This is a genomic window from Mariniflexile sp. (assembly GCF_041583155.1).
In the GTDB taxonomy this organism is placed as follows: Bacteria; Bacteroidota; Bacteroidia; order Flavobacteriales; family Flavobacteriaceae; genus Mariniflexile.
Genome location: NZ_JBFHGK010000009.1, coordinates 65,370 through 88,534 on the forward strand (window position 1 = coordinate 65,370; position 23,165 = coordinate 88,534).

At 34.3% G+C, this 23,165-nt stretch carries 20 protein-coding genes and 1 riboswitch; of the genes, 4 read left to right on the plus strand and 16 right to left on the minus strand.

Features of this window, described 5'->3' with window-relative positions; translation table 11 throughout:
* Positions 1 to 2: 2 nt before the first annotated feature.
* The gene (locus tag ABYI63_RS05105) at positions 3 to 2,357 is read left to right on the plus strand and encodes an MFS transporter (protein WP_372754123.1); all 2,355 of its coding nucleotides are present in this window, start codon (positions 3 to 5) and stop codon (positions 2,355 to 2,357) included.
* Between the two features lie 2 nt (positions 2,358 to 2,359).
* On the plus strand, positions 2,360 to 3,244 hold the full coding sequence (locus ABYI63_RS05110; protein WP_372754125.1) for a glycosyl hydrolase family 17 protein: 885 nt from the start codon (positions 2,360 to 2,362) through the stop codon (positions 3,242 to 3,244).
* Positions 3,245 to 3,399: 155 nt separating this feature from the next.
* On the opposite strand, the gene arsB is transcribed toward ABYI63_RS05110, so the two are convergent.
* From arsB to ABYI63_RS05185, 15 genes are all read right to left on the minus strand, one after another.
* The gene (gene arsB, locus ABYI63_RS05115; RefSeq protein WP_372754127.1) at positions 3,400 to 4,464 is read right to left on the minus strand and encodes an ACR3 family arsenite efflux transporter; all 1,065 of its coding nucleotides are present in this window, start codon (positions 4,462 to 4,464) and stop codon (positions 3,400 to 3,402) included.
* 1 nt (position 4,465) lies between these two features.
* Positions 4,466 to 5,089 (minus strand): protein-tyrosine-phosphatase, encoded by a 624-nt coding sequence (locus ABYI63_RS05120; protein ID WP_372754129.1) that lies wholly within the window; start codon positions 5,087 to 5,089, stop codon positions 4,466 to 4,468.
* Positions 5,090 to 5,195: 106 nt separating this feature from the next.
* Positions 5,196 to 5,663 (minus strand): DUF6428 family protein, encoded by a 468-nt coding sequence (locus ABYI63_RS05125; RefSeq protein ID WP_372754131.1) that lies wholly within the window; start codon positions 5,661 to 5,663, stop codon positions 5,196 to 5,198.
* A gap of 49 nt (positions 5,664 to 5,712) precedes the next feature.
* Complete coding sequence (locus tag ABYI63_RS05130; RefSeq protein ID WP_372754133.1) at positions 5,713 to 6,042, minus strand: ArsR/SmtB family transcription factor; 330 nt, start codon at positions 6,040 to 6,042, stop codon at positions 5,713 to 5,715.
* A 66-nt stretch (positions 6,043 to 6,108) separates the two neighbouring features.
* The gene (gene moeB, locus ABYI63_RS05135) at positions 6,109 to 7,179 is read right to left on the minus strand and encodes a molybdopterin-synthase adenylyltransferase MoeB (RefSeq protein WP_372754135.1); all 1,071 of its coding nucleotides are present in this window, start codon (positions 7,177 to 7,179) and stop codon (positions 6,109 to 6,111) included.
* A gap of 1 nt (position 7,180) precedes the next feature.
* Complete coding sequence (thiH, locus tag ABYI63_RS05140) at positions 7,181 to 8,293, minus strand: 2-iminoacetate synthase ThiH (RefSeq protein ID WP_372754137.1); 1,113 nt, start codon at positions 8,291 to 8,293, stop codon at positions 7,181 to 7,183.
* A 7-nt stretch (positions 8,294 to 8,300) separates the two neighbouring features.
* Positions 8,301 to 9,071, minus strand: a complete 771-nt coding sequence (locus ABYI63_RS05145; RefSeq protein WP_372754139.1) for a thiazole synthase — start codon at positions 9,069 to 9,071, stop codon at positions 8,301 to 8,303.
* 2 nt (positions 9,072 to 9,073) lie between these two features.
* Entirely contained in the window at positions 9,074 to 9,715 is a 642-nt protein-coding gene (gene thiE / locus ABYI63_RS05150) for a thiamine phosphate synthase (RefSeq protein WP_372754141.1), read from the minus strand.
* Positions 9,716 to 9,718: 3 nt separating this feature from the next.
* Positions 9,719 to 10,483 (minus strand): hydroxymethylpyrimidine/phosphomethylpyrimidine kinase, encoded by a 765-nt coding sequence (locus ABYI63_RS05155; RefSeq protein ID WP_372754143.1) that lies wholly within the window; start codon positions 10,481 to 10,483, stop codon positions 9,719 to 9,721.
* Positions 10,480 to 11,082 (minus strand): thiamine phosphate synthase, encoded by a 603-nt coding sequence (locus ABYI63_RS05160; RefSeq protein ID WP_372754145.1) that lies wholly within the window; start codon positions 11,080 to 11,082, stop codon positions 10,480 to 10,482. Before ABYI63_RS05160 ends, ABYI63_RS05155 begins: the two co-directional genes overlap by 4 nt.
* Before the next feature lie 10 nt (positions 11,083 to 11,092).
* A complete protein-coding gene (gene thiC, locus ABYI63_RS05165) occupies positions 11,093 to 12,952 on the minus strand; it encodes a phosphomethylpyrimidine synthase ThiC (protein WP_372754147.1) in 1,860 nt (619 codons plus the stop codon).
* A 22-nt stretch (positions 12,953 to 12,974) separates the two neighbouring features.
* A complete protein-coding gene (thiS, locus tag ABYI63_RS05170; protein WP_372754149.1) occupies positions 12,975 to 13,178 on the minus strand; it encodes a sulfur carrier protein ThiS in 204 nt (67 codons plus the stop codon).
* A gap of 107 nt (positions 13,179 to 13,285) precedes the next feature.
* A riboswitch (TPP riboswitch) is annotated at positions 13,286 to 13,381 on the minus strand.
* A gap of 128 nt (positions 13,382 to 13,509) precedes the next feature.
* Positions 13,510 to 15,336 carry a M1 family metallopeptidase gene (locus tag ABYI63_RS05175; RefSeq protein WP_372754151.1) on the minus strand — a complete coding sequence of 609 codons (1,827 nt, stop codon included), beginning with the start codon at positions 15,334 to 15,336 and terminating at the stop codon, positions 13,510 to 13,512.
* Between the two features lie 107 nt (positions 15,337 to 15,443).
* Entirely contained in the window at positions 15,444 to 17,051 is a 1,608-nt protein-coding gene (locus tag ABYI63_RS05180) for a S8 family peptidase (protein ID WP_372754153.1), read from the minus strand.
* A 27-nt stretch (positions 17,052 to 17,078) separates the two neighbouring features.
* Entirely contained in the window at positions 17,079 to 17,939 is an 861-nt protein-coding gene (locus ABYI63_RS05185; RefSeq protein ID WP_372754155.1) for an MBL fold metallo-hydrolase, read from the minus strand.
* A gap of 212 nt (positions 17,940 to 18,151) precedes the next feature.
* Between ABYI63_RS05185 and ABYI63_RS05190 the strand changes: the two genes are divergently transcribed.
* Both ABYI63_RS05190 and ABYI63_RS05195 read left to right on the plus strand, forming a co-directional pair.
* On the plus strand, positions 18,152 to 18,469 hold the full coding sequence (locus ABYI63_RS05190) for a DUF202 domain-containing protein (RefSeq protein ID WP_372754157.1): 318 nt from the start codon (positions 18,152 to 18,154) through the stop codon (positions 18,467 to 18,469).
* Between the two features lie 318 nt (positions 18,470 to 18,787).
* Complete coding sequence (locus ABYI63_RS05195; RefSeq protein ID WP_372754159.1) at positions 18,788 to 20,635, plus strand: cation:proton antiporter; 1,848 nt, start codon at positions 18,788 to 18,790, stop codon at positions 20,633 to 20,635.
* A gap of 5 nt (positions 20,636 to 20,640) precedes the next feature.
* Here ABYI63_RS05195 and ABYI63_RS05200 read toward each other — a convergent pair whose 3' ends face one another.
* Entirely contained in the window at positions 20,641 to 23,043 is a 2,403-nt protein-coding gene (locus ABYI63_RS05200) for a glycoside hydrolase family 31 protein (protein ID WP_372754161.1), read from the minus strand.
* Positions 23,044 to 23,165: the final 122 nt, after the last annotated feature.

Consider the following 23,165-nt stretch of genomic DNA (forward strand, 5'->3'; position numbering starts at 1 on the left):
ATATGTCTAATTACAAAACAGTTGCAAAGAATCAAGTCCCGATAGGTCAAAAAATTGCTTTCGGAGTTGGTATGTTTGCTAATCAAATGTTTCCTGCGGCCATGGGAATTTTTATGGTGGTTCTTGTGCAAGACTTGGGCTTTCCGGGTTGGATGTGGGGTGTCATTTTCTTTTTACCTAGAATATTTGATTCTATCACCGATCCCATTATGGGCTTCATATCAGATAATACAAAATCCAAATGGGGCCGACGCAGACAGTATGTTTTAATTGGTGCCATTTTAATGGGGTTTTCATTTTCAATTCTTTGGCAATTACACAGAGAAAGTGGTATAGAATATAATTTTATTTATTTCATGATATGGTCCTTCGTTTTCTATTTAGGACTCACCATTTTTAGTGTGCCTTATGTAGCTATGGGCTACGAAATGAGTGATGATTTTCACGAACGAACCAATATTATGGCTATTGCACAATGGATAGGGCAATGGGCATGGGTAATAGCACCTTGGTTTTGGGTAATAATGTATGATAAAGGATGGTTTGATTCTGCTGATGTTGCCACAAGAAGCATCGCGGTTTGGGTTGGGCTTATTTGTATGATTTGTGCCATCATACCTGCCATTTTTATTAAAAGTAAATCTACTATAAATCATGATTATGAACCCTTAAATATTAAGAATATAGGAAATAGTTTTAAAGGTATTATAGCAGGGTTTAAAGAGGCATTTAAAAATGAACCTTTTAGAAAATTATGTATCGCTACTTTTTTAGTTTTTAATGCATTTAATAGCGTAGCAGCTTTTACGTTTTTTATTGTGGTTTATTATTTATTTAATGGTGATGCTGCTGCTGCTGGCATTTGGCCTACGCTTTTTGGTAGCCTTGGTGCAGTAGCAACTACTTTTTTAGTGATTCCAATTGTTGCGAAAATGTCTCAGGTAATGGGTAAAAAGAATGCCTTTTTAGCTTCTCAGGGTATATCAATTTTCGGATATATTTTACTTTGGTTTCTATTCATTCCAGGTAAGCCATACATGTTTATTATTGCATTACCATTTTTTTCATTCGGTATAGGAAGTTTATTCACGCTTATGATGTCTATGACCGCTGATGTAATAGACTTGGATGAATTAAATACAGGTAAGCGCAGAGAGGGTATTTTTGGTGCTATTTATTGGTGGATGGTGAAATTCGGATTCGCCATTGCAGGGCTTTTAAGTGGTTTAATCCTATCATTTATTGGGTTTGATGCCGAGGCTACTACACAGTCGGAAGAAACCATTATAGGTTTACGCCTGTTCTTTTCTGGCTTACCTATTTTAGGAACATTTATTGCTATTCTAGTTATGCGTAAGTATGATGTTACAGAAGCTCGCGCCATGGAAATTCGTGCAGATTTAGATATGCGAAATAATAGAGTAGAACCAAAGTCATCTTCCTTTTATGAAACGGATAAACTATTATCGCTAAAAGGAATTGATTTAAAGATAGATTCATCTAGCGACATCGATTTTTCATCCAAATCTTCTTCAGAAATAAAACAATTATTTTCTAAAACCCTTCAAGACGGACTTCATGGTTTATGCTTTAGTCCTTATTCTGAAAGCCAAAATATTGGTGATTTGCTATCCAAAAAACAAATAGATGATCGCATGGATATTATAGTGCCACATACCAAATGGGTACGATCTTTTTCGTGTACTGATGGTAATGAATATATTCCTATCTCAGCCAGAAATAACGGTTTAAAAACAATGGTAGGCGCCTGGATTGATACCGATAAGGCTAAAAATGCTAGAGAAGTTAAAGCGTTAATAAAATTAGCGAAAGAAGGTCATGTTGATATTGCTGTTGTTGGTAATGAAGTGTTACTTCGAAATGAATTGACTGAACAAGACATATTAAACTATATTACCGAAGTTAAAAAGGCTTTACCTAATGTACTTGTGGGTTATGTTGATGCTTATTTTCAATTTATGGATCGTCCAAATCTTGTTAAGGCTTGCGATGTCATTTTAGTCAATTGTTATCCATTTTGGGAAGGTTGCCACATCGATGAAGCTTCTACCTATTTAAAACAAATGTATGAGGTTGCCAAAAAAGCTGCAAATGGCAAACCGGTAATGATTACAGAAACAGGATGGCCTAATAAGGGAACAAATACTAATAAAGCTGAGCCTTCTGAAATTAATGCCATTAAATACTTTATTAATGCTACTAATTGGGCAAATCAAAATGGTGTTGAAATGTATTACTTCTCTTCATTTGATGAGTCATGGAAAGTACATCATGAAGGCGATGTGGGGCAACGTTGGGGCCTTTGGGATAAAAATGAAAATCTAAAATACAGTTAAATATGTCGTTTAGAGCAGACAAAATTAAATCGTTAACCGGCGGGAATCTGGATAATAAAACAAAAAAAGGATTAAATAATTTATTTAAAAGACTTTTAAAAAATGGCATGCATGGGTTGTGTTTTAGTCCTTATGAAGAAGGGCAGAAACCAGGAACTCACATAACCGAAGCACAAATTAGAAGGCGCATGCAAATAATTAAACCACACACAAAATGGACACGCTCTTTTTCATGTACTGAAGGTAATGAACTTATACCTCGAATAGCAAAAGAATACGGTATTAAAACCCTTGTAGGGGCATGGTTGGGGTGCGACGATGAAATTAATCAGAAGGAAATTGCTGGTCTTATTGGATTAGCGAAAGAAGGCCTTGTAGATATTGCTGCTGTAGGTAATGAAGTTATGTACAGAAAAGATCTTACAGAAGTTGAACTTTTAAAATTTATGACCCAAGTGAAGAAAGCCATTCCAAACATCCCTATGGGTTATGTAGATGCGTATTATGAATTTAGGGACAGACCAAAAATAACAGATGCATGCGATGTTATTTTGGCCAATTGTTACCCGTTTTGGGAAGGTTGTACACAAGAATATTCATTAATATATATGAAGGATATGTATAACCAAGCTGTTAAATCCGCCAATGGAAAAAAAGTAATTATCACTGAAACTGGTTGGCCATCTTTTGGAGAGGTATTAGATGGTGCTGAACCATCGTATGATAATGCTTTGAAGTATTTTATTAATTCACAGATATGGTCCAATGATGAAAATATTGAAATGTTTTATTTTTCATCTTTTGATGAATCTTGGAAAGTAGGAGTAGAAGGGGTTGTTGGTGCATATTGGGGACTTTGGGATAAAGATGAAAAGCTGAAGTTTTAAGTAAAGTATTTATAATCAAACCGAATTTTAACTAAAGAAGTTCCTAAATCGGGTTAAGTTTAAAAAATGATAATAATAAAAAAGCCGTCTGAATATTTTAGTATTCAAACGGCTTTTGTGTATTATATTATATTCTTTAATTTAAAAATTAATTTTTAATTCGTTTTTACTTGTTTCAACTTAACTTTTTCGTAGTATTTTTTTCGAAGCCAGAAGGATACTCTAACTAATAAAATTAGTGCAGGTACTTCTACTAATGGACCAATAACACCTGTAAAGGCTTGGCCCGAGTTAAGACCAAACACGGCTATAGCAACGGCTATGGCTAACTCAAAATTGTTGCCAGCCGCAGTAAATGCTACAGCTGTAGTTTTATCGTAATCTGCACCTGCTGCTTTGGTAAAGAAAAAACCAATAAGGAACATAATGGTAAAATAGATAAGCAATGGTACGGCAATAATTAAAACGTCCATTGGTATTTGAACTATTAATTCACCTTTTAATGAAAACATCACAATGATAGTAAATAACAATGCTATTAAAGTCATTGGCGAAATGGTGGGAATAAATTTATTCGTGTACCAATCTTCGCCTTTTAATTTTACTAAAATAATGCGACTTAAAAGCCCCATTAAAAACGGAACTCCCAAATAAATAGCCACACTTTCAGCTATGGTACCTATAGAAATATCAACAATAGCACCTTCAAACCCGAAATACGGAGGTAGTACGGTTATAAATATCCAAGCATAAAAACTATAAGCAAACACTTGGAAAATACTATTTAGTGCCACTAAACCTGCGCCATATTCGCTACTGCCTTCTGCTAAATCGTTCCAAACCAATACCATGGCAATGCAACGTGCCAACCCTATCAAAATTAATCCCACCATATATTCTGGGTAATCTTGCAAAAAAATAATGGCCAAAAAGAACATTAAAACCGGACCAATTATCCAGTTTAAAATGAGTGATATAGTTACAATTTTAGTGTTTTTAAACACTTTAGGTAATAGTTTGTAATTCACTTTTGCTAATGGCGGATACATCATTAAAATTAACCCGATAGCAATAGGGATGTTTGTTGTACCCGAGTTAAATGAATTGATGATGTTTGGAAAAGAGGGTATAAAATACCCCAAACCAACGCCTAGTGCCATGGCAATAAAAATCCAAAGCGTAAGGTTTTTATCTAGAAAACTTAATTTTTTTGCTGCCATATTATGCTTTTAATTGTGAGAATACATAAAAAAGTTCGGTTGCAATTTGTAAACTTCTTTCGTTATATTTTTCTAGTTGCAGAGGTGTGCCATCAAAGGCTTTAGGATCTTCAAATGTAATTGGAATTCTTTTTTCGGCACCAGGAACAAATGGACATGCTTCATTGGCAGAATCGCAGGTCATGATGGCTGCAAATTCCGATTTCGGATTAAAATCATCATCCAATTTTTTAGAAAAACCAATGATAGGATGTGCATTTTCAGCATATTTAATGGCGTAAATTGGGTTTTTACCTTCTGAAATAGTTAATACTTGAAAACCTGAATTTTGCAAAGTTTTAGCCGCTACAGGAAACAATGCTGTAGCTTCGGTGCCACCAGAATAACAAAACACATTTTTTATATTGAAGTGAAAGGCCATGGTTTGAGCCCAAACCTGTGATAAATGACTTCGGCGTGAATTGTGTGTACAAATAAAATTAATGCGAATGGCTTCATTATTTGAGATTTTCGTTTGAATGAAATCAGCTAATGGTTGTAACACTGCTTTACGTTCTGCTGTGATGGTGTCAGGGTTTAAAACTTTAATTATGTTTTGAATTCCTGTAAATAGGGTTGATATCATATTCTTTTTAGAGTTTCAAAGTTGCAAAGTCGTTAAGAGTCAAATAATGATGTTTATAAACGAAGTAAAATAGGGCACCTTAGCGGCTTTGCGTGTTAATAATTTTTTAGCAACAGTTTCCGTCTGGTGAGCAACAAGGTTGTTCAGATAAGTCTGCTAATTTCACTTTTGGTTTTTCTGCAGGAATGCCGCAGTTGTCTTTTGCTAAACAGTCTGTTTTTTTAGTAGTTAATAAGAAATATTCTCCGTTAAAATCAAGTCCGAATTTTTCAATTGTATGTCCTTGATATTCCACTTCAATCTCTTTATCTTCTATGTTTAATAGGTTTTCTGAAAGCTCAATAATGCTTAAGAGTTTTTCAGGATGCAGTCTGTGGTCGTAATCGTTCGCATTCCACAGTTGAAAATTCACAACAGATTCTTCACGAAGTGTACCACCGCAATCGATGAATTTTTTGGTGATTTTTCCAATCTCTGTTACATGAAAATGATTAGGAACTAGAGTTCCGTTTGGTAATTGAAACCCAATTTGTTTCAATTGTTTTAATGCTGATTTAACTTCTGATAGTATCATAATTTTATATTTGTTTATTGCGATTATACGATGAACGAATGAAAATTTTTTAACAGCAATCTGTTTTTTTAAGGTCTTGATCTAAAAATTTAAGCATGACTTCTTTCATTTTAGTCCAATTTTCGGCGTTGATACAATAACAAACGCTTGTACCTTCCACATTGCCTTTAATTAATCCTAAATTTTTTAACTCCTTTAAGTGCTGAGAAATGGTGGGTTGTGCTAACCCAATTTCGGTTACTAAATCGCCACAAACACAGGTATCTAATTTAAATAGATATTCTAAAATGGCTACTCTAGCGGGATGACCAAACACTTTAGCAAATAATGCTATTTCGTTTTGTACATCGGTAAACATTTCTGTTTTAGCTAATCCCATAATTGCTTTATTATTATATTGCAATATTACGATTAATAGTTGAATTGACAACTATTTTTATATTTTTTATTCGCTGGTGTAGGTTCCAAGTCCATTTTTTAAGCTGTAAAGCAGCATTTTAGAATTTGAATTTTTAATAATTTCAATAGCCTGTTTACTTCGAATTCCGGACTTACAATACACTAAAAGCGGTTTGTTTTTTGGTACTTCATTTAACCTGTTCTCTAATTCATTTAAAGGTATATGAATACCACCAATATGAAAGTTACTTCTTTCTAAATAGGATCTTACATCTAATAAGTTATAGGTTTCTTTGTGCTTATTAAACTCTTTAAAATCAATTTCTACCACAGCTTCTGAAAATCCACAAAACACCTCGTAATTGTCTTCTAATTTTGATATTTCATTTGACATATTTTTAGCAAAGTTTAGTTTTGTTTGTTGCATGCCTAAAGCATCATAAATTAAAAGTTGTCCAGAAAGAACACATCCAATATTGCAGATTATTTTAATCACTTCCGTGGCTTGAATAGATCCAATAATTGCTGGTAGAACGCCTAAAACACCAATTTCCGAACAATTAGGAACATCGGTTGGCTTAGGAGGATTGGGGTATAAGCACCTGTATGTAGGCCCATTATTATAATTAAACACCGAAACCTGTCCTTCAAACTTAAAGATGGAACCGAAAACAACGGGTTTATTAGTGATTACTGAAGCATCATTTACCAAATAACGTGTCGAGAAATTATCGCTGCCGTCTACAATAATATCATATTTTTTGAATAATTCTAACACGTTTTCTGTGTTTAAACGATTGTAATACGTCTCAAATTTTACAAAAGGATTTAACCTTGAAAGCTTCGCTGCAGCCATTGCCACTTTCGGTTTACCAATATCATCTACGGTAAATAAAATTTGACGTTGTAAGTTACTTTGTTCAATAATATCATCATCAATAATACCAATTTTACCTACTCCTGCAGCGGTTAAATATTGTAAAATAGGGCAACCCAAACCACCAGCTCCAATAACCAAAACTTTGGCTTTTTTTAGTTTTAGTTGTCCTTCTTCACCAATAGTATTTAAAATGAGATGTCGGTTATACTGTTTCTTTTCTTCTTGTGTTAATATCATTTTATTGCCAGTTTTGTTGCCAATCTTTCCATACAGGTTCTAAGCCATTGTCTTGTAACATTTTCGATATGAGTTCAGTTGAGCGTTCATCTGAAATTTCAAATTGCTCTAGTGATTGTGGTTCTACAGCATAACCACCAGGATTGGTTTTAGATTCGGCACTTATAGAAGTAATTCCTAAGTGTACAATATGGTTTCTGAAGGTTTCGTTTTCGCGAGTGCTCATAGAAAGTTCTACGTCCTCATCAAATAGCCGGAATGCACAAATGGTTTGTACCAAGTCGCTATCGGTCATTTCTACTTTAGGTTCTAATCCACCACTATGAGGTCTTAACCGTGGAAATGAAATGGAATATTTGGTTTTCCAATAGGTTTTTTGAAGGTATTTTAAATGTAATGCGGTAAAAAAACTATCAGCACGCCAATCTTCCAAACCAAATAATGCACCTAACCCTATTTTATGAATTCCAGCTCTTCCTAACCGGTCGGGAGTCTCTAAACGGTAATCAAAATTTGATTTTTTTCCTTTTGGGTGATGTTTTTTATATTCGGCTCTGTTATAAGTTTCCTGATATACCAAAACAGCATACAAATGAGCATCAATTAATGATTCGTATTCATTTTGATTTAATGGTTGAACTTCTATGGTAATATTTGAAAATTGGTCTTTGATTAATTCTATGGCATGCTTTATATAAGAAACACCAACGGTTTTATTTGCTTCACCAGTAACAAGTAGAATATGATCGTATCCTTTAGATTTCAAGAATGAAACTTCTTTTAAAATTTCGGAATCAGTTAAAGTTCTACGTGGAATTTTATTGGTCATACTAAAACCACAATAGGTACAAATGTTTTGGCATTCATTTGACAAATACATGGGCACATACATCTGTATTGTATTTCCAAACCGTTTTTTAGTTATGGTTTTACTCTGCTGTGCCATTTGTTCTAAATAAGGTTTAGCAGCTGGTGAGATTAATGCCTTGAAATCTTCTAAATTGCGCTTATCTTTTAACAGAGCAAACTCAACATCTCGAGAGGTTTTAGCATGAATACTTGCTAAAGTATCGGCCCAATTATAAGTATCGAAAATATCTTGAAACGATTTCATAATATATTTAGTTTAAAAAACTAGTTAGGGGACTGCTCGCTTCGGCGTGTTGTTTTACTGTGGCCAGTTTTGCTAAGTATGCCATTCTACCCGCTTCAACAGCAAGTTTAAAAGCCTTTGCCATAGCCACTGGGTTTTGAGACACTGCAATTGCCGTGTTTACCAATACAGCATCGGCACCTAATTCCATGGCATAGGCAGCATGCGATGGACTTCCAATGCCTGCGTCTACAATAACGGGTACATTGCTTTGTTCTATAATAATTTCTAAAAAATCTATGGTTTTAAGACCTTTATTTGTCCCAATTGGCGCACCCAAAGGCATTACACATTGGGTGCCCACATCTTCTAATCGTTTACATAAAACGGGGTCGGCGTGAATATATGGCATCACTATAAACCCTAGTTTAACAAGCGCTTCTGCAGCTTTAAAAGTTTCAATAGGGTCTGGTAATAAATATTTTGGGTCTGGATGAATTTCCAATTTAATCCAATTGGTTTCTAAAGCTTCACGAGCTAATTGAGCTGCAAAAATGGCTTCTTTAGCATTACGAACTCCGGAAGTATTTGGCAACAGATTTATTTCTGGACGCATGATGTTTTTCAGCATATTGTCTTGTTCATTATTAACATCTACTCGTTTTAAAGCAACCGTTATTAGTTCACTTTCACTGGCAATTAAAGCTTCCGCCATTAATTTGTTAGAGCTGAATTTTCCTGTGCCTGTAAATAGCCTAGATTTAAAAGTTTTGTCTGAAATTTTAAGTATGTCGTTCATTTTTAAAATGTGTGTCTTTGTTCAAATAACGCCGTTGCGTTGATTAATTTATTGAATACAGGAATTTTGTTGAAATTCTGAGTAATCTCCCCCGACATTGCAATACCATATACTCCAATAGCCATAAGCGGGTTAATTTCATTTTCAAGAATACCTCCAATGGCAATGATTGGTGTTTCTGTTTTTAATTCATTTAGGATGTTTTGATAGCCTTTTAGTCCTAAAATAGGACTTAAATTGTCTTTGGTTTTAGTGAATTTAAAAGGACCTAAACCTATGTAATTCACGTTTTTTGAAATTAAATTTTCACAATCCTGAAGTGTATTGGCCGTGCCACCAATAAGGTAACTTGTTCCTAAATATTCGCGGGCTATTAATGGACAAGTATCTGTTTTTCCCAAATGGACGCCATCGGCATTTACAGCTTTTACAATTTTGTAATAATCGTTAATAATTAATTGTGTTTTATAGTGGCTTGTAATGGCTCTAGCCTTTTCAGCGGTTTTTAAAATGCTAATTTCATCTGTATTTTTAAGACGTAATTGCACCAATTCAGCGCCATTCATGCAAGCATTTTGAATGTTTTTTAGATGCGCTTCTGGTGATTGTCCTTGCGATATGTAATGTAGTTTAGCTATGTTCATATTTTAGTTTTTGAATGGATAATTGTGACTTCCAAGTAAGCTTTTGTTTGAATTTAAATACTTTTCGGTGTAATATTTAGCAAGTTTACAAGCGTCTTCTAAAGAAATTTCTAAGGTTAAATTGGCTGCTATAGCGGAAGAAAGCACACAACCACTACCATGTTTTTCAAAAATGCTTTCGGCTACTGGAGGGATGTTCACCATTACAATTCCGCTGTGGTATAATTCATCCCAACCTTTTTTGTCTTCTCTATGCCCACCTTTTAAATAAATATTAGTAAAACCAGAAATATGTTCAATGGTTTCTTGTGGGTTTAATTTTGAGTATAAACTTTTAATTTCATCGTAATTAGGTGTAATAAGGTAGCATTGTTTCCAAATGGTATTTAATAATTCCTGGCTTTCCTTTAGATGAAAATCGAACCCTGAACTCGATTTAAAAATAGGATCTAAGATAATTTTGATGCTTGAGTTTAATGATTTAAGCTTGTTTAAAATTAGAATAAGCACCTGCCAAGATTCAACAATTCCAATTTTAACAACAGAAACTTCAAAACGCTCAAACAAGGTTTCTATTTGTGCTAAAATAATTTCTGGCTTCGTCCAAATACATTGTTTAAAGTCCACATCATTTTGAATGGTAATTGCCGTACAAACCGATAAACCATACAGGTTATGTGCTTCAAATGTTTTAATATCGGATGTAATGCCAGCACCACTACAGGGATCGAAACCAGCAACTGATAGTATGTATTTATGTGTGTTCAAATCAAATTTTTACTTTTAAAGAAATGTTTCTGCATGATTTTAAAACGTTCTAAAGGTGTTTCAGAATGCCAAATACTACCTAAAACGGCTACACCTTTATAACCAAGTTTATCAAATTCAAAAAGGTTTTTATAAGTTGCTCCTCCCAAACCAATTATGGTTTTATTGGTAATATGATTAACATTAAAACCCTGACCTTGGTAACCCTGCTTTGAAATGGATGAAAACACGGGACTAAGCAAATGGTAATCAAAATTAAATTTACAGGCCATCAATTCTTGTGGTGAATGAAACGAACTACTAATACTTATTAGGTTATTTGTTTTAATGTTGGTTAACATTTCTAAAGTACTTTCTCGTCTTTTTGCCTCTTGAAAATGTATGCCTTTTAAGTTGAAATTGTTTATAAGCTCATGAAAATGATGGGTTATAATTCTATTGTGATATTTAGAATCTATTTGATTTAAATAATCGCAATGTGCCTGATAGTTCTTGTATGGTTTTCTTAAATGAAAATGAGTTAAACCGGCTTCAAAAAGCCGATTCAAGATACTTATCTCGTTATTTACATCCTTTTCAGGAGCTATTAAAACAATCATTTTATCTTTTTTATAGGTATACTTCAGATCCCTTTTCTTTAAATTCAAGAGATTTTTCTTCCATACCTTTTTTAATAACTTCGTTTTCTACAATATCATTTTGTTTAGCAAAGTCCCGAACTTCTTGGGAGATTTTCATGGAACAAAATTTAGGTCCGCACATAGAACAGAAATGAGCAATTTTAGCACCTTCTGCAGGTAAGGTTTCATCGTGGTATTCACGGGCACGTTCAGGATCTAAACCAAGATTAAACTGATCTTCCCAACGGAACTCAAATCGTGCCATACTTAAGGCATTATCACGATGTTGTGCACCAGGATGTCCTTTGGCTAAATCGGCAGCATGAGCAGCTAATTTATAAGTTACCACACCTACACGTACATCTTCTTTATTGGGTAAACCAAGATGCTCTTTAGGAGTTACATAACATAGCATAGCACATCCATACCAACCAATCATGGCCGCACCTATACCCGATGTAATATGGTCGTAACCTGGAGCAATGTCGGTTGTTAAAGGTCCTAAGGTGTAAAAGGGAGCTTCATCACAAACCTCAATTTGTCTTTCCATATTTTCTTTAATCATGTGCATTGGGACGTGACCTGGACCTTCAATAAAACATTGAACTTCGTGCTTACGAGCAATTTTTGTTAGTTCTCCTAAGGTTTGTAATTCGGCAAATTGAGCTTCATCATTGGCGTCGGCAATCGAACCCGGGCGCAAGCCATCTCCTAAAGAAAATGCTACGTCATATTGTTTTAAAATTTCACAAATTTCTTCAAAATGGGTGTATAGGAAACTTTCTTTGTGATGTGCCAAACACCACTTTGCCATAATAGATCCGCCACGAGAAACAATGCCTGTTACACGTTTGGCAGTCATTGGAATATAACGTAACAAAACACCCGCGTGAATAGTGAAATAATCTACTCCTTGTTCTGCTTGTTCTATTAAGGTGTCTCGAAAAATTTCCCAAGTTAAATTTTCTGCTACCCCATTTACTTTTTCTAAAGCTTGATAAATGGGTACTGTTCCCACGGGAACTGGAGAGTTTCGAATAATCCACTCGCGGGTTTCATGAATATTTTGTCCTGTAGATAAATCCATAATATTATCTGCTCCCCATCTACAGGCCCAAACAGCTTTTTCTACCTCTTCTTCTATGGAAGAAGTAGTAGCAGAGTTACCAACATTGGCATTTATTTTCACCAAGAAATTTCTACCTAAAATCATAGGTTCCGCTTCTGGATGATTGATGTTTGATGGAATTACCGCACGACCTCTTGCTACCTCATCCCGAACAAATTCTGGTGTTATCTTATTAGGAATGGCGGCGCCAAAATGCTCTCCGGAATGTTGTTTTCTAATTTCGGTCATTTCATCAATACGCTGATTTTCTCGGATGGCGATGTATTCCATTTCTGGAGTTATAATCCCTTGTTTTGCGTAATGTAATTGGGTTACATTTCTGCCTTTTTTAGCTCTTAATGGTTTTTTAAGATGGGCAAAACGCATATGATCTAATTGGGTATCGTTTAAGCGTTCATTACAATATTCGGAAGAAAATGAGCTTAATTGTTCTACATCTCCACGGTTTAAAATCCATGGTTCTCGGATTCGTTCAATACCATTATGAACATTAATTTCTTTATTAGGGTCGGTATATGGTCCGGAGGTATCATAAACCGTAACAGGTTCGTTAGGTGCTAATTTTCCTGTTAAGGAATCTTTAGTTGGGCTTAAGGAAATTTCTCGCATCGCTACTTTAATTTGAGGATGTATTTTTCCTGGTATGTAAACCTTCTTGGAGTTAGGAAATGGATTTCTTGTAATATTTCCTTGTTTTGGTGCAGTGTCTTTATTTTTCATAGATTGTAGTTTTCGTAATTTATTATCCGCCTTGGGTTGCCTGAATTATTAAGATAGTATCGCCATCCTGGAGTTTTTGTGCACTCCAATTTGATTTTGAAATAATTTGTTGATTAATGGCTACGGCAATTCCTATGTTAGGAATATTTTCCTGTTCTAGTAGTTGTGAAATATTGATGCTTTTATCAATATTTAATGACTGTTCGTTAAGATGAATAGTTATCATTTACAATATGGTTTTATATTGTAAACTTTATAGGAACAATGTTTTGAAAAGAAGACACTTCAAATTAAGAAGTGTTTTTATGAAAAGATGTGCTAGCCAATATTGCAATTAGCTATTCAACTTTTCCCTTCGGCGGTACTAACCGCATCAGGTTCAAAGGGTATGTCTCAGTTCTAATAAGTAGAACACCCCTAAAGTTTACAGGACTAATTTATTAAAAAAATAAGAATTGACACGATTATTTTGGAAATAAGTTGATGAGCATAAATAAAATAAGCTTCTTTTTAACTAAAGAAGCTTATAAATTGGAATTAGAAAGAATGTTTATTTTTTACTTTTTATTATTTCCTTTATTAATATCTGCCATTAAATTCTTAGGGTCTATTTCTACATTTTTTACGGTATTTTTAGTGGTAAATGTATAAGTGGGGTACGCCCAAGCCCAATCGTTTATTAGGGTTGCTGTTGTTGGCTTTTCACCGCGCATCATTTGTAATGGGATGTAAAAATCTTCAGTTTTCCCATCCGCATAAGTTACAGTTATATCAAGAGGCATTGGCATTAAGCCAATGCGCTCTAAGGTAATGCTATTCCCCTCTATGGTTTTTACGCCATAATCGATGGTATTGGTGGTTTGTGCAAAATCTGTTAAATACCAATTTAGTTGCAATCCAGAAACTTTTTCGGCAGTGCGGATAATATCGTTTGGTGTAGGATGTTTAAAAGCAAAGTCGTTAAAATATTTTTTGATGGTTTGTTTTAAATTGTCTTCACCTATAACATAGCCTAATTGAGCTAAAAACACTTCGCCTTTGCTGTATGCCGATGCGCCGTAAGTACTATTAAAATTATATCTGTCTGCATGCGTGGTAAGAGGCTGTTCTTTTCCGGATTTTGCTAAAGCAATATATGATTTATAGGCACCTTCAGCTGGATTGCTGTTACCTTCATTCATAATTTCGTTCATAGCATAATCACTTATATAACTGGTAAAGCCTTCGTCCATCCATTCGTGCTTAGATTCGTTTGTGGCTAGTAAAAATTGAAACCAAGTATGTGCTAATTCATGAGCCGTTACACCTACCAAGCTACCGTAACGTCTTTGGCCAGTAATTAAGGTACACATGGCATATTCCATGCCTCCATCGCCGCCTTGAATAACCGAATATTGATCGTAAGGATATTTACCAACCTGCTCACTAAAATATTGCATTAATTCAACCGTTTTTGGTTGCATTTTTTTCCAATTGGTTTTGTGTTCTTCGGAGAGTGTGCTTTTGTAGAAGAAATGAAGCAGAGGCCCGTTAGGCACTTGCATGGTATCATGAATATAATCGGGGTCTGCAGCCCAAGTAAAATCATGCACTTTTGGCGCTACAAAATGCCAAGTTAATTTTTTGCCTTTTTGTTTTTTTACTTCTGTGTTTTGGTAACCATAGCCTATGTCGTTAGGGTTTTGTAAATAGCCTGTTCCTCCTAAAATGTAATCTTTATCGATGGTTATTTTTACATCAAAATTACCCCAAACACCATGAAATTCACGACCAATATACGGGTCGGCGTGCCAACCTTCAAAATCGTATTCTGCTAATTTTGGGTACCACTGCGTCATGGATAGTGCTACACCCTCTTTATTATTTCTACCGGAGCGACGAATTTGAATTGGAACCTGACCATCAAAATCCATTTCGAAGGTAACGCTTTCACCTGGCTGTATAGGTTGTGCCAAAGCAACTTCTAAAATCGTTCCTACCGTTTGATGCTTTAAGGTAACACCATTTTGTTTTAATGAATTTACCTTAATATAACCTATTTCATTTGGTTGTAACTTGCTTATTCTATCGCCAACTCTAGAGTCTGGATCTGCAATGGTACGTGATCGTACATCCATTTCGCTGCCTGGTTGGAAAGCATTAAAATACAAATGGTAAAAAACAGTATTTAAAATATCGGGTGAATTATTGGTATAAACCAGAGTTTGTTTTCCCTTATATTGATAGGTTTTTACATCCATATCAATAGCCATTTTATAATCTACATGTTGTTGCCAGTAACCCGAAGTTGCTGTATTTTTTGTTGAAGAAGTAGCCATAGTTTGGGCCGTGCTAGTATTCCAGAACACCGAAACACAAAGAATGGAAAGAATGATTTGTTTCATTTGTTTTTATAAGTTGTTTAGAAATAATAAAAAAACAGATTCTGGAATAACTCCAGAATCTGTTTTTATGACATTATATTTTAAAGAAACTAAAATATTTTTAAAATTTAGTTAGCCATTTTTGCAGCCATAATAAAAGCATTGTAGGCATTAACAATACGACCAGATTTAGATAAATCGGCAAAAGGTTTTACATTATTAGTATCGCCACCAACAACTACTTTAGTTTTAATTGCTAAGCCAGAATCCATAATAATTTGTTTCACCTGTGCAGCGGTTAACTTTGGAAAATAGGAACGGATTAATGCCGCAACACCTGCAACCGCTGGAGCCGCCATAGATGTTCCTCCTTTAGTATCATATTCATTTTCTGGTGTAGTAGAATATACTTTAGCACCTGGTGCAAATACATCTACATTTTGCTTACCGTAATTAGAAAAACTAGCCACCAAATTAGAACCATATTTAGGTTCTAAAGCGCCAACTCTAATGTATGAATTTGAAAGTTCAACACCATTCACATTATCATCTGGGAAGTTGGATTCTACATCTACATTATTACTGTCATTTCCTGCTGCATGCACAAAAACTACGTCGTTATCACTTGCATATTTAATCGCATCGTGTACCCATTCGGTATGTGGAGAAAAACTTTTTCCGAAACTACCGTTAATTACTTTAGCTCCATTATCTACAGCATAACGAATGGCTAAAGCTACATCTTTATCGTACTCATCACCATTTGGAACGGTTCTAATCGACATGATTTTTACGTTGTTAGCAACACCGTTTGCGCCTTTACCATTATTGCGTTCTGCAGCAATAATGCCTGCAACGTGTGTACCGTGGCTTTCGCTTTTCTTAACAGGTTTTACGTTGCCATTACCATAAAATTTGTTGTTCATGCTCTCCGGGTCATCACCATTCACACGACCATTAAAATTTTTATTTAAGTGGTAGTTTAAACGTTCGTTAAAACTTTCTAAGCCCTGATTAATTTCTTTTTTAGCATCGGCCAAAGAGTCCATACCATTACTATACATGTATTTTGCAATTGATATGGCTTTATTTAAATTGGCATCTTCTGTTTTTATGGCATTAACTTCGTCTTTAGTATAATCTGTTTTACCTAAATGGGTTGCTAAAGCACTATCAGCATCATTAATTTGTTGTAAAATTTGATCGTAATTGGTTTTTAGGCCTAAGTACTTTTGGTATTCTTTTTCGTATAAAGCTTGAGCTTTAGCATAGTCCGGGTGCGTAGCATCTCCTTTAGCGAGAATACGAACGTATTCTAACTGTTCATCGTAGCCGTCACCTAAAAAGTTCCAACCATGTACGTCGTCTATGTAACCATTGTTATCATCATCTTTGCCATTATTTGGTATTTCACCTTTATTTACCCAAAGGACATCATTTAAATCTTCATGGTCAATATCAATTCCAGAATCAATAACAGCCACAATAACGCTGCTTCCTTTTTTGTTTTTAATTAGTTCGCTATAGGTTTTGTCCACACTCATTCCAGGAATAGTGTCTTTTGCCAAGTCTAAATGCCCCCAATTTTCTTTTTCTGCCTTAGTTAATTCGGCGACTTTTAAAGGGGAACTGTCTATATTTTCAATTGGTGTTGAAATAATACTGGCTGTACCTCCACAGCCATAAAGTAATAAGGCTGTAAAAGCCGAAAGCATTAATGGTTTAATTATTTTCATTTGTTTGTATTTGAATTAGTCACTTTTTTATTGAAAAATATCTTGAGAAGTATAAATAGTATTTAAACGCACACCTCTTTCGGCATGCTGTACTGTAATAATTTCGTTGTAAGCATCATGCTGTAAAAATAGATAGAAATTTTCTGAAGCTGCTTGATTTAAAAATTTATCTTTTTCATCTAAGGTTAATAGCGGCCTAGTATCATAACCCATAACGTAAGGAATTGGGATATGCCCTATGGTAGGGAGTAAGTCGGCCATGAAAGCGATGGTTTTGTTTTTGTATTTAATTAGCGGAATCATTTGCTTTTCGGTATGGCCATTAGCAAAAAAGATATCGAAACCAAGATCTGAATTTTTTAATAAATCGCCCGTAGGTAATGAGGTGAACTTAAGTTGTCCAGATTCTTGTATGGGCAATATGTTTTCTTTTAAAAAAGAAGCTTTTTCTCGTTTATTGGGTTGAACAGCCCATTGCCAATGGGATTCATTACTCCAAAAATGAGCATTTTTAAAAGCCGATTCGTACCCTGTTTTATCATGATTCCATTGAATACAACCACCACAATGATCAAAATGCAAATGTGTTAAAAATACATCGGTAATATCATCGCGATGAAACCCATGTTTTTTAAGTGAGCTATCCAATGAGTGATCTCCCCAAAAATAATAGTAGCCAAAAAACTTACTAGATTGCTTAGCTCCCATACCTGTGTCAATTAATATAAGCCGATTACCATCTTCAATCAATAAACAACGTGCGGCTATATCAATCATATTATTCGCATCGGCCGGATTTGTTTTTTGCCATATCGATTTTGGTACAACGCCAAACATAGCACCTCCATCTAGTTTAAAATTTCCTGTTTCTATTGAATATAGCTGCATTGGGGAAGACTAAATAAAAATTGACTTGCAAATTAGTAAAAAGGTGGCTTATAAGTTGAAAATCCTTAATTTTATTAGTGTTTTTTAACATTTATTTAGAAAAGTTAAATTAATCATCCTTTGAATCTTTTAAAAATTCAATTAGCTTTATAAAAATAATTTTTCAGATGCCAATTAAAAACATTATCGAAGCGCCGTTGAAAATAAAAAAAATGAAATTATTACGGTTTGGGCGCGATTTTAAACCAGATGAAGAGGTTATTCTAAGAGATTACCTTGCTATTGAGCGCACTAGATTAGCAAATGAGCGCACCTTACTATCGTACATTCGGTCTTCACTTTATTTATTATTAGGCGGTATTGCTTTTTTTCAACTAGAAATTTTTCCAAACTTTAAGTATTTAGCGTTTGTATCGCTTTTTTTTAGTGTTCTTTTTTTTGTGATAGGAATATACCGATTTACCTTATTAAAAAAGAGCCTAAAAAGATTATACTATTTATCGGAGGCTAAAGAGGATACTCCTAATTAATTGTTTAGTTTAATTTTAAACCGTTATTGCGATTATAAGTTTGCAAACTTGTTGGAAATGGAGGCTTTAATCAATTTTTTTTAGTGTGGTTTATTCACCTTTTTATTATAATCAATTACGTTTTTTTTAATTTAACAACCAAATAACGAGTCTTTTTAGCTCTTTTTTGTTGCTAAAATGATATTATACTTACCAGTAAAATACAAAAAATAGGATAAATATAGTTTGTAGATTATAATACTTAAAAAGGCACTTTAGGTGTAGGTATTTCCCTTTTAAATAGAATAAAAATTAGTATTTTACACCAAAATTTAACGCATGATAGAACTAGCAGGCATTATTATTTTAGGCATTTTGGCACAGTGGGTTGCATGGAAATTTAAAATTCCAGCCATTTTACCTTTAATATTAATTGGATTATTAGTTGGTCCTATTGCCTCGGCTTATATAAACGAAGATGGTAGCAAATGGATTGAACCCATTTGGAATGGCTCTAAAGGCCTATTTCCTGGTGATGGGTTATTTTATTTCGTATCATTAGCCATTAGTATCATTCTTTTTGAAGGGGGACTAACCCTTAAGCGTTCTGAAATTAAAAATGTTGGGCCTGTTATTACCAAACTAATAACACTTGGTTCTACAATCACCTTTTTTTCAGCGGGAATTACAGCACATTTATTATTTGATTTAAGTTTAGATTTGTCATTTTTATTTGCTGGATTAATTATAGTAACAGGACCAACGGTTATAACACCAATTTTAAGGAATATTCCACTTAAAAAAGATGTTTCGGCAGTTTTAAAATGGGAAAGTATTTTAATAGATCCTATCGGAGCCTTGGTGGCTGTATTAGTGTTTGAATTTATTAGTGTTGAAGGTGATAGTGGTTTTACAAGAACAGCTCTTGTTGAGTTTGGGAAAATCGTTCTTTTTGGAACAACCTTTGGCTTTACCTTTGCGCATGCTTTAGCATTTGCCATCAATAAAAACTTTATTCCTCATTACCTTTTAAACGTAGTTTCTTTATCAACTGTATTACTGGTTTTTGTTGAATCTGAAGTTTTTGCACATGAGTCGGGTTTACTAGCTGTTGTGGTTATGGGTATGGTTTTAGGAAATGGGAAACTAGATAATATTAAGGAATTACTCTATTTTAAAGAATCACTCAGTGTTTTATTAATATCCATCCTGTTTATTCTACTCGCTGCAAATATTAATATGGAAGACTTAATGTTGCTTTATACATGGAAAACAGTAGCTCTTTTCTCAATTGTTGTATTTGTAATAAGACCGATAAGCGTCTTTTTATGTACCATTGGTTCCAACTTAAAATTTAATGAACGAATTTTTATTAGTTGGGTGGGACCAAGAGGAATTGTAGCTGCAGGTATTGCCTCTCTTTTTGGTAGTAAATTAATTAAACAAGGTGTTCCAGGAGCCGAATTTATTACGCCTTTAGTGTTTATGATTGTTTTAGGAACCGTACTTCTAAATGCTACAACAGCGCGTCCCTTATCAAAATTAATAGGTGTTTTTCTAAAACGTTCTGAAGGTATTTTAATGGTTGGGGCTTCCCAATTTTCAAGATTAATTGCACGGTATTTAGAAGATAATGGCAGGCATGTGGTTTTAATAGACAGCAACCAAAACAATATACAACTGGCGCAAGAAGAAGGGTTGGAAGCCATTAATACTGATATTTATTCAGATCAATTACAAGATAATATTGAATTAAATGATGTTGGTTTCTTAATGGCACTTACGGGTAGTGAAGATATAAATGAATATGCCATTAATAAGTTTTCGGAACAGTTTGGTGAAACTGGTTTTTATAGGCTTATAACAATTGATGAAATGTATAACCCAGATAATTGCCCTCGAGAAGGGTTATTTTCACATACAGACAACTTTATATCCTTAACTGAGGTGGCTCGTAAATATCCTGAAATTCATGAAATTGAATTAAAAAGCAAAGGGCATTATGATGAATTAATAGAAATTACAAATCATGATGAAGACATAATTCCGTTGCTTATAAAAGATAAGCGAGGAGTTTTAGAAATCATTTCGTCATATAATAAGGCTATTGATAAAATAGAAAAAGGCTACCAATTAGTATATCTTGGTAAGCCTTTTTCTAATAATAAACCGAAACGTGGTTTGTAATAATTTTAAGCTGTAATATGTAGCTCGGTAAACTCTTTGCTTATAACAATGGTATTTTCGCCACTAAATTTCGCATCTTTAAATAACACTACTTCGTTATCAATTTGAATTTTGTTTATTTTGAATGGTAACCCATGAAACTTAATTTTTAAAGTTTCATAAGATGTGGTGTATTTACCAGATTTAAATTGTTGAATAATCAAAGATGTTTCTTTACCAAGTAGTTTCAGGTTTCTTAGGCTGTATCTGCCCTTAATATAGTCATATCCATCTTGTGCATCTTCAAATACTTGTGAAGTTTCTTCACCTAATTTAAAATAAACATCTAAAACAAGTTCATCAATATTTTTTTCACCAACGTATTGTTGAATTGGGTATTTAGGAATAATAGCACCTGCAGCAACAAATATTGGCATACTGTCTAAATCGGCATCAACCCATAGTTCTTGGCCACCTTCAATAAGTTCGTCGTCCCAGTAATTATACCAATCCCCAAAAGGAAAATACATACGTCTTCCTTTGGCATTAGGTTCTGTAATTGGGCAGGCTAATATTTTTTCACCAAAAATAAACTCATCGTTTCTGTAATGTGTGTGTGCGTCTGATTGATCGTATAAAACAAGCGACTTTAAAATTGGTACGCCTTCCATGGCATATCTCCAAAAAGCAGTGTACAAGTACGGTAATAATTGGTATCTTAATTCAATAAACTTTTTAACAATACTAGTTATGTTTGAACCAAAAGCCCAAGGTTCTTGGTCGCCGTGGTCTCCAGAGGAGTGGGTTCTACAAAATGGATGGAAAATACCTAACTGTATCCATCTTGCATACAATTCGCCGTTAGGTTGCTCTGCAAATCCACCAATATCTGATCCGATAAATGAAAATCCAGACAAACACATGCGCTGTGCTTGAAGGTTAGCTATGGTTAAATGTTCCCAACTAGCAACGTTGTCACCAGTCCAGCTAGACGTGTAACGTTGTGTGCCTGAATAGGCGGCTCTTGTAATTACAAAAGGCCTTTTTGGATATGCGAATTTTTTAAGTCCTTGATAGGTTGCTCTTGCCATCTGCATTCCGTAGATGTTATGAGCTTTTTGATGACTACATTGGTTGCCATCATAATCATGTCTTACATCATCAGGGAAGCTTTTACCTGGCACATCCATTACTGCAGGTTCGTTCATGTCGTTCCAAACACCTTTTACGCCTATATCTTCCACAAGTTCTTTGAATAAATTGGACCACCATTCACGCACTTCTGGATTTGTAAAATCTGGGAAGTAACATTCTCCAGGCCATACTTTACCTTTCATATAAGGGCCATTGGCACGCTTACAGAAATAATCTTTTTCCATACCTTCTTGGAAAACAGAGTATTCTCTATCTATTTTAATGCCTGGATCGATTATAACGATGGTTTTAAAACCATCATCTGCTAATTCTTTCACCATCCGTTTTGGATTAGGAAAGTATTCCTTGCTCCAGGTAAAACATCTGAACCCATCCATGTAGTCAATATCTAAATAAATTGCATCACAAGGAATTTGTAGTTCTCTAAACTTGCTTGTAATTTCTTTTACTTTCGATTCTGGATAATAACTCCACTTACATTGGTGGTAACCTAAAGTCCATAAAGCAGGTAATTCATGTGGTTTTCCTGTTAAATCGGTGTAATAAGCCACCACGTCGGACATTTTAGGACCGTAAATGAAATAATAATTCATTTCACCACCTTGCGCCCAGAAACTTGTGATATTTCTTCGTTCGTTACAGAAGTCGAAAAAAGTACGGAAGGTATTATCAAAAAAGATTCCATAAGATTTTTTATGATGTAATCCGGTATAAAACGGAATGGCTTTATAAATAGGATCGGTATTTTTTCCGTATGCGTATGAATCTGTTACCCAGTTTTCAAAACGTTTACCTTTTAAATTATTATCAACAGGTTTGTCACCTAGACCATAATAACTTTCGCCCTCTTGCGCGGATTTAGACATTTTAACGATATCTCCACCAAGCTCATAACTTTCTTCCCAATGGAAACCTAATTCGTCTTCACATATTAAAACATTGTCTTTAGCATCAAATAGGGATGTACGCATTCCTAATTTTGCTACATGGCAAATAATTTTTGAAGTGGTGATGATGTATTTTTCTGCATCTTCTGTTACTTCAAGAAAATTATAACCTTTACTTGCATATTTTGTGATGGCATAAGAAAAATCTTTTTCAAAAATGCCGGTAGTTGTATATCTAAATCTTAAAATACTGTCTCTTTGAACAGTAATTTGCAGCACCACATTGTTATCGGTGGTGAATGATAAGGTGTCTAAATTTTTTTGATAAGAAATTATTTTCGAAGGAAATAAATTTCCTTTGTATTCTAATTCAGTATTTAATATCATGAAATATTGCTATTAATTAATTTTGGCCAAAATAATAAATTATAAGCATGTAATTGGTCTGTTTTTACTAAAAAGCAACCTGTAATATTACATTATAAGTAAAATTACAGGTTGCTAATTTA

Coding starts and splice junctions, on each gene's coding strand:
- ABYI63_RS05120 (WP_372754129.1), bottom strand. CDS start 5,089: ATGATATCAACCCTATTTACAGGAATTCAAAACATAATTAAAGTTTTA.
- ABYI63_RS05195 (WP_372754159.1), top strand. CDS start 18,788: ATGATAGAACTAGCAGGCATTATTATTTTAGGCATTTTGGCACAGTGG.
- ABYI63_RS05175 (WP_372754151.1), bottom strand. CDS start 15,336: ATGAAACAAATCATTCTTTCCATTCTTTGTGTTTCGGTGTTCTGGAAT.
- ABYI63_RS05190 (WP_372754157.1), top strand. CDS start 18,152: ATGAAATTATTACGGTTTGGGCGCGATTTTAAACCAGATGAAGAGGTT.
- thiE (WP_372754141.1), bottom strand. CDS start 9,715: ATGAACATAGCTAAACTACATTACATATCGCAAGGACAATCACCAGAA.
- thiH (WP_372754137.1), bottom strand. CDS start 8,293: ATGAAATCGTTTCAAGATATTTTCGATACTTATAATTGGGCCGATACT.
- ABYI63_RS05105 (WP_372754123.1), top strand. CDS start 3: ATGTCTAATTACAAAACAGTTGCAAAGAATCAAGTCCCGATAGGTCAA.
- thiS (WP_372754149.1), bottom strand. CDS start 13,178: ATGATAACTATTCATCTTAACGAACAGTCATTAAATATTGATAAAAGC.
- ABYI63_RS05200 (WP_372754161.1), bottom strand. CDS start 23,043: ATGATATTAAATACTGAATTAGAATACAAAGGAAATTTATTTCCTTCG.
- arsB (WP_372754127.1), bottom strand. CDS start 4,464: ATGGCAGCAAAAAAATTAAGTTTTCTAGATAAAAACCTTACGCTTTGG.
- ABYI63_RS05180 (WP_372754153.1), bottom strand. CDS start 17,051: ATGAAAATAATTAAACCATTAATGCTTTCGGCTTTTACAGCCTTATTA.
- moeB (WP_372754135.1), bottom strand. CDS start 7,179: ATGATATTAACACAAGAAGAAAAGAAACAGTATAACCGACATCTCATT.
- ABYI63_RS05110 (WP_372754125.1), top strand. CDS start 2,360: ATGTCGTTTAGAGCAGACAAAATTAAATCGTTAACCGGCGGGAATCTG.
- ABYI63_RS05125 (WP_372754131.1), bottom strand. CDS start 5,663: ATGATACTATCAGAAGTTAAATCAGCATTAAAACAATTGAAACAAATT.
- ABYI63_RS05160 (WP_372754145.1), bottom strand. CDS start 11,082: ATGATTGTTTTAATAGCTCCTGAAAAGGATGTAAATAACGAGATAAGT.
- ABYI63_RS05145 (WP_372754139.1), bottom strand. CDS start 9,071: ATGAACGACATACTTAAAATTTCAGACAAAACTTTTAAATCTAGGCTA.
- ABYI63_RS05130 (WP_372754133.1), bottom strand. CDS start 6,042: ATGGGATTAGCTAAAACAGAAATGTTTACCGATGTACAAAACGAAATA.
- ABYI63_RS05185 (WP_372754155.1), bottom strand. CDS start 17,939: ATGCAGCTATATTCAATAGAAACAGGAAATTTTAAACTAGATGGAGGT.
- thiC (WP_372754147.1), bottom strand. CDS start 12,952: ATGAAAAATAAAGACACTGCACCAAAACAAGGAAATATTACAAGAAAT.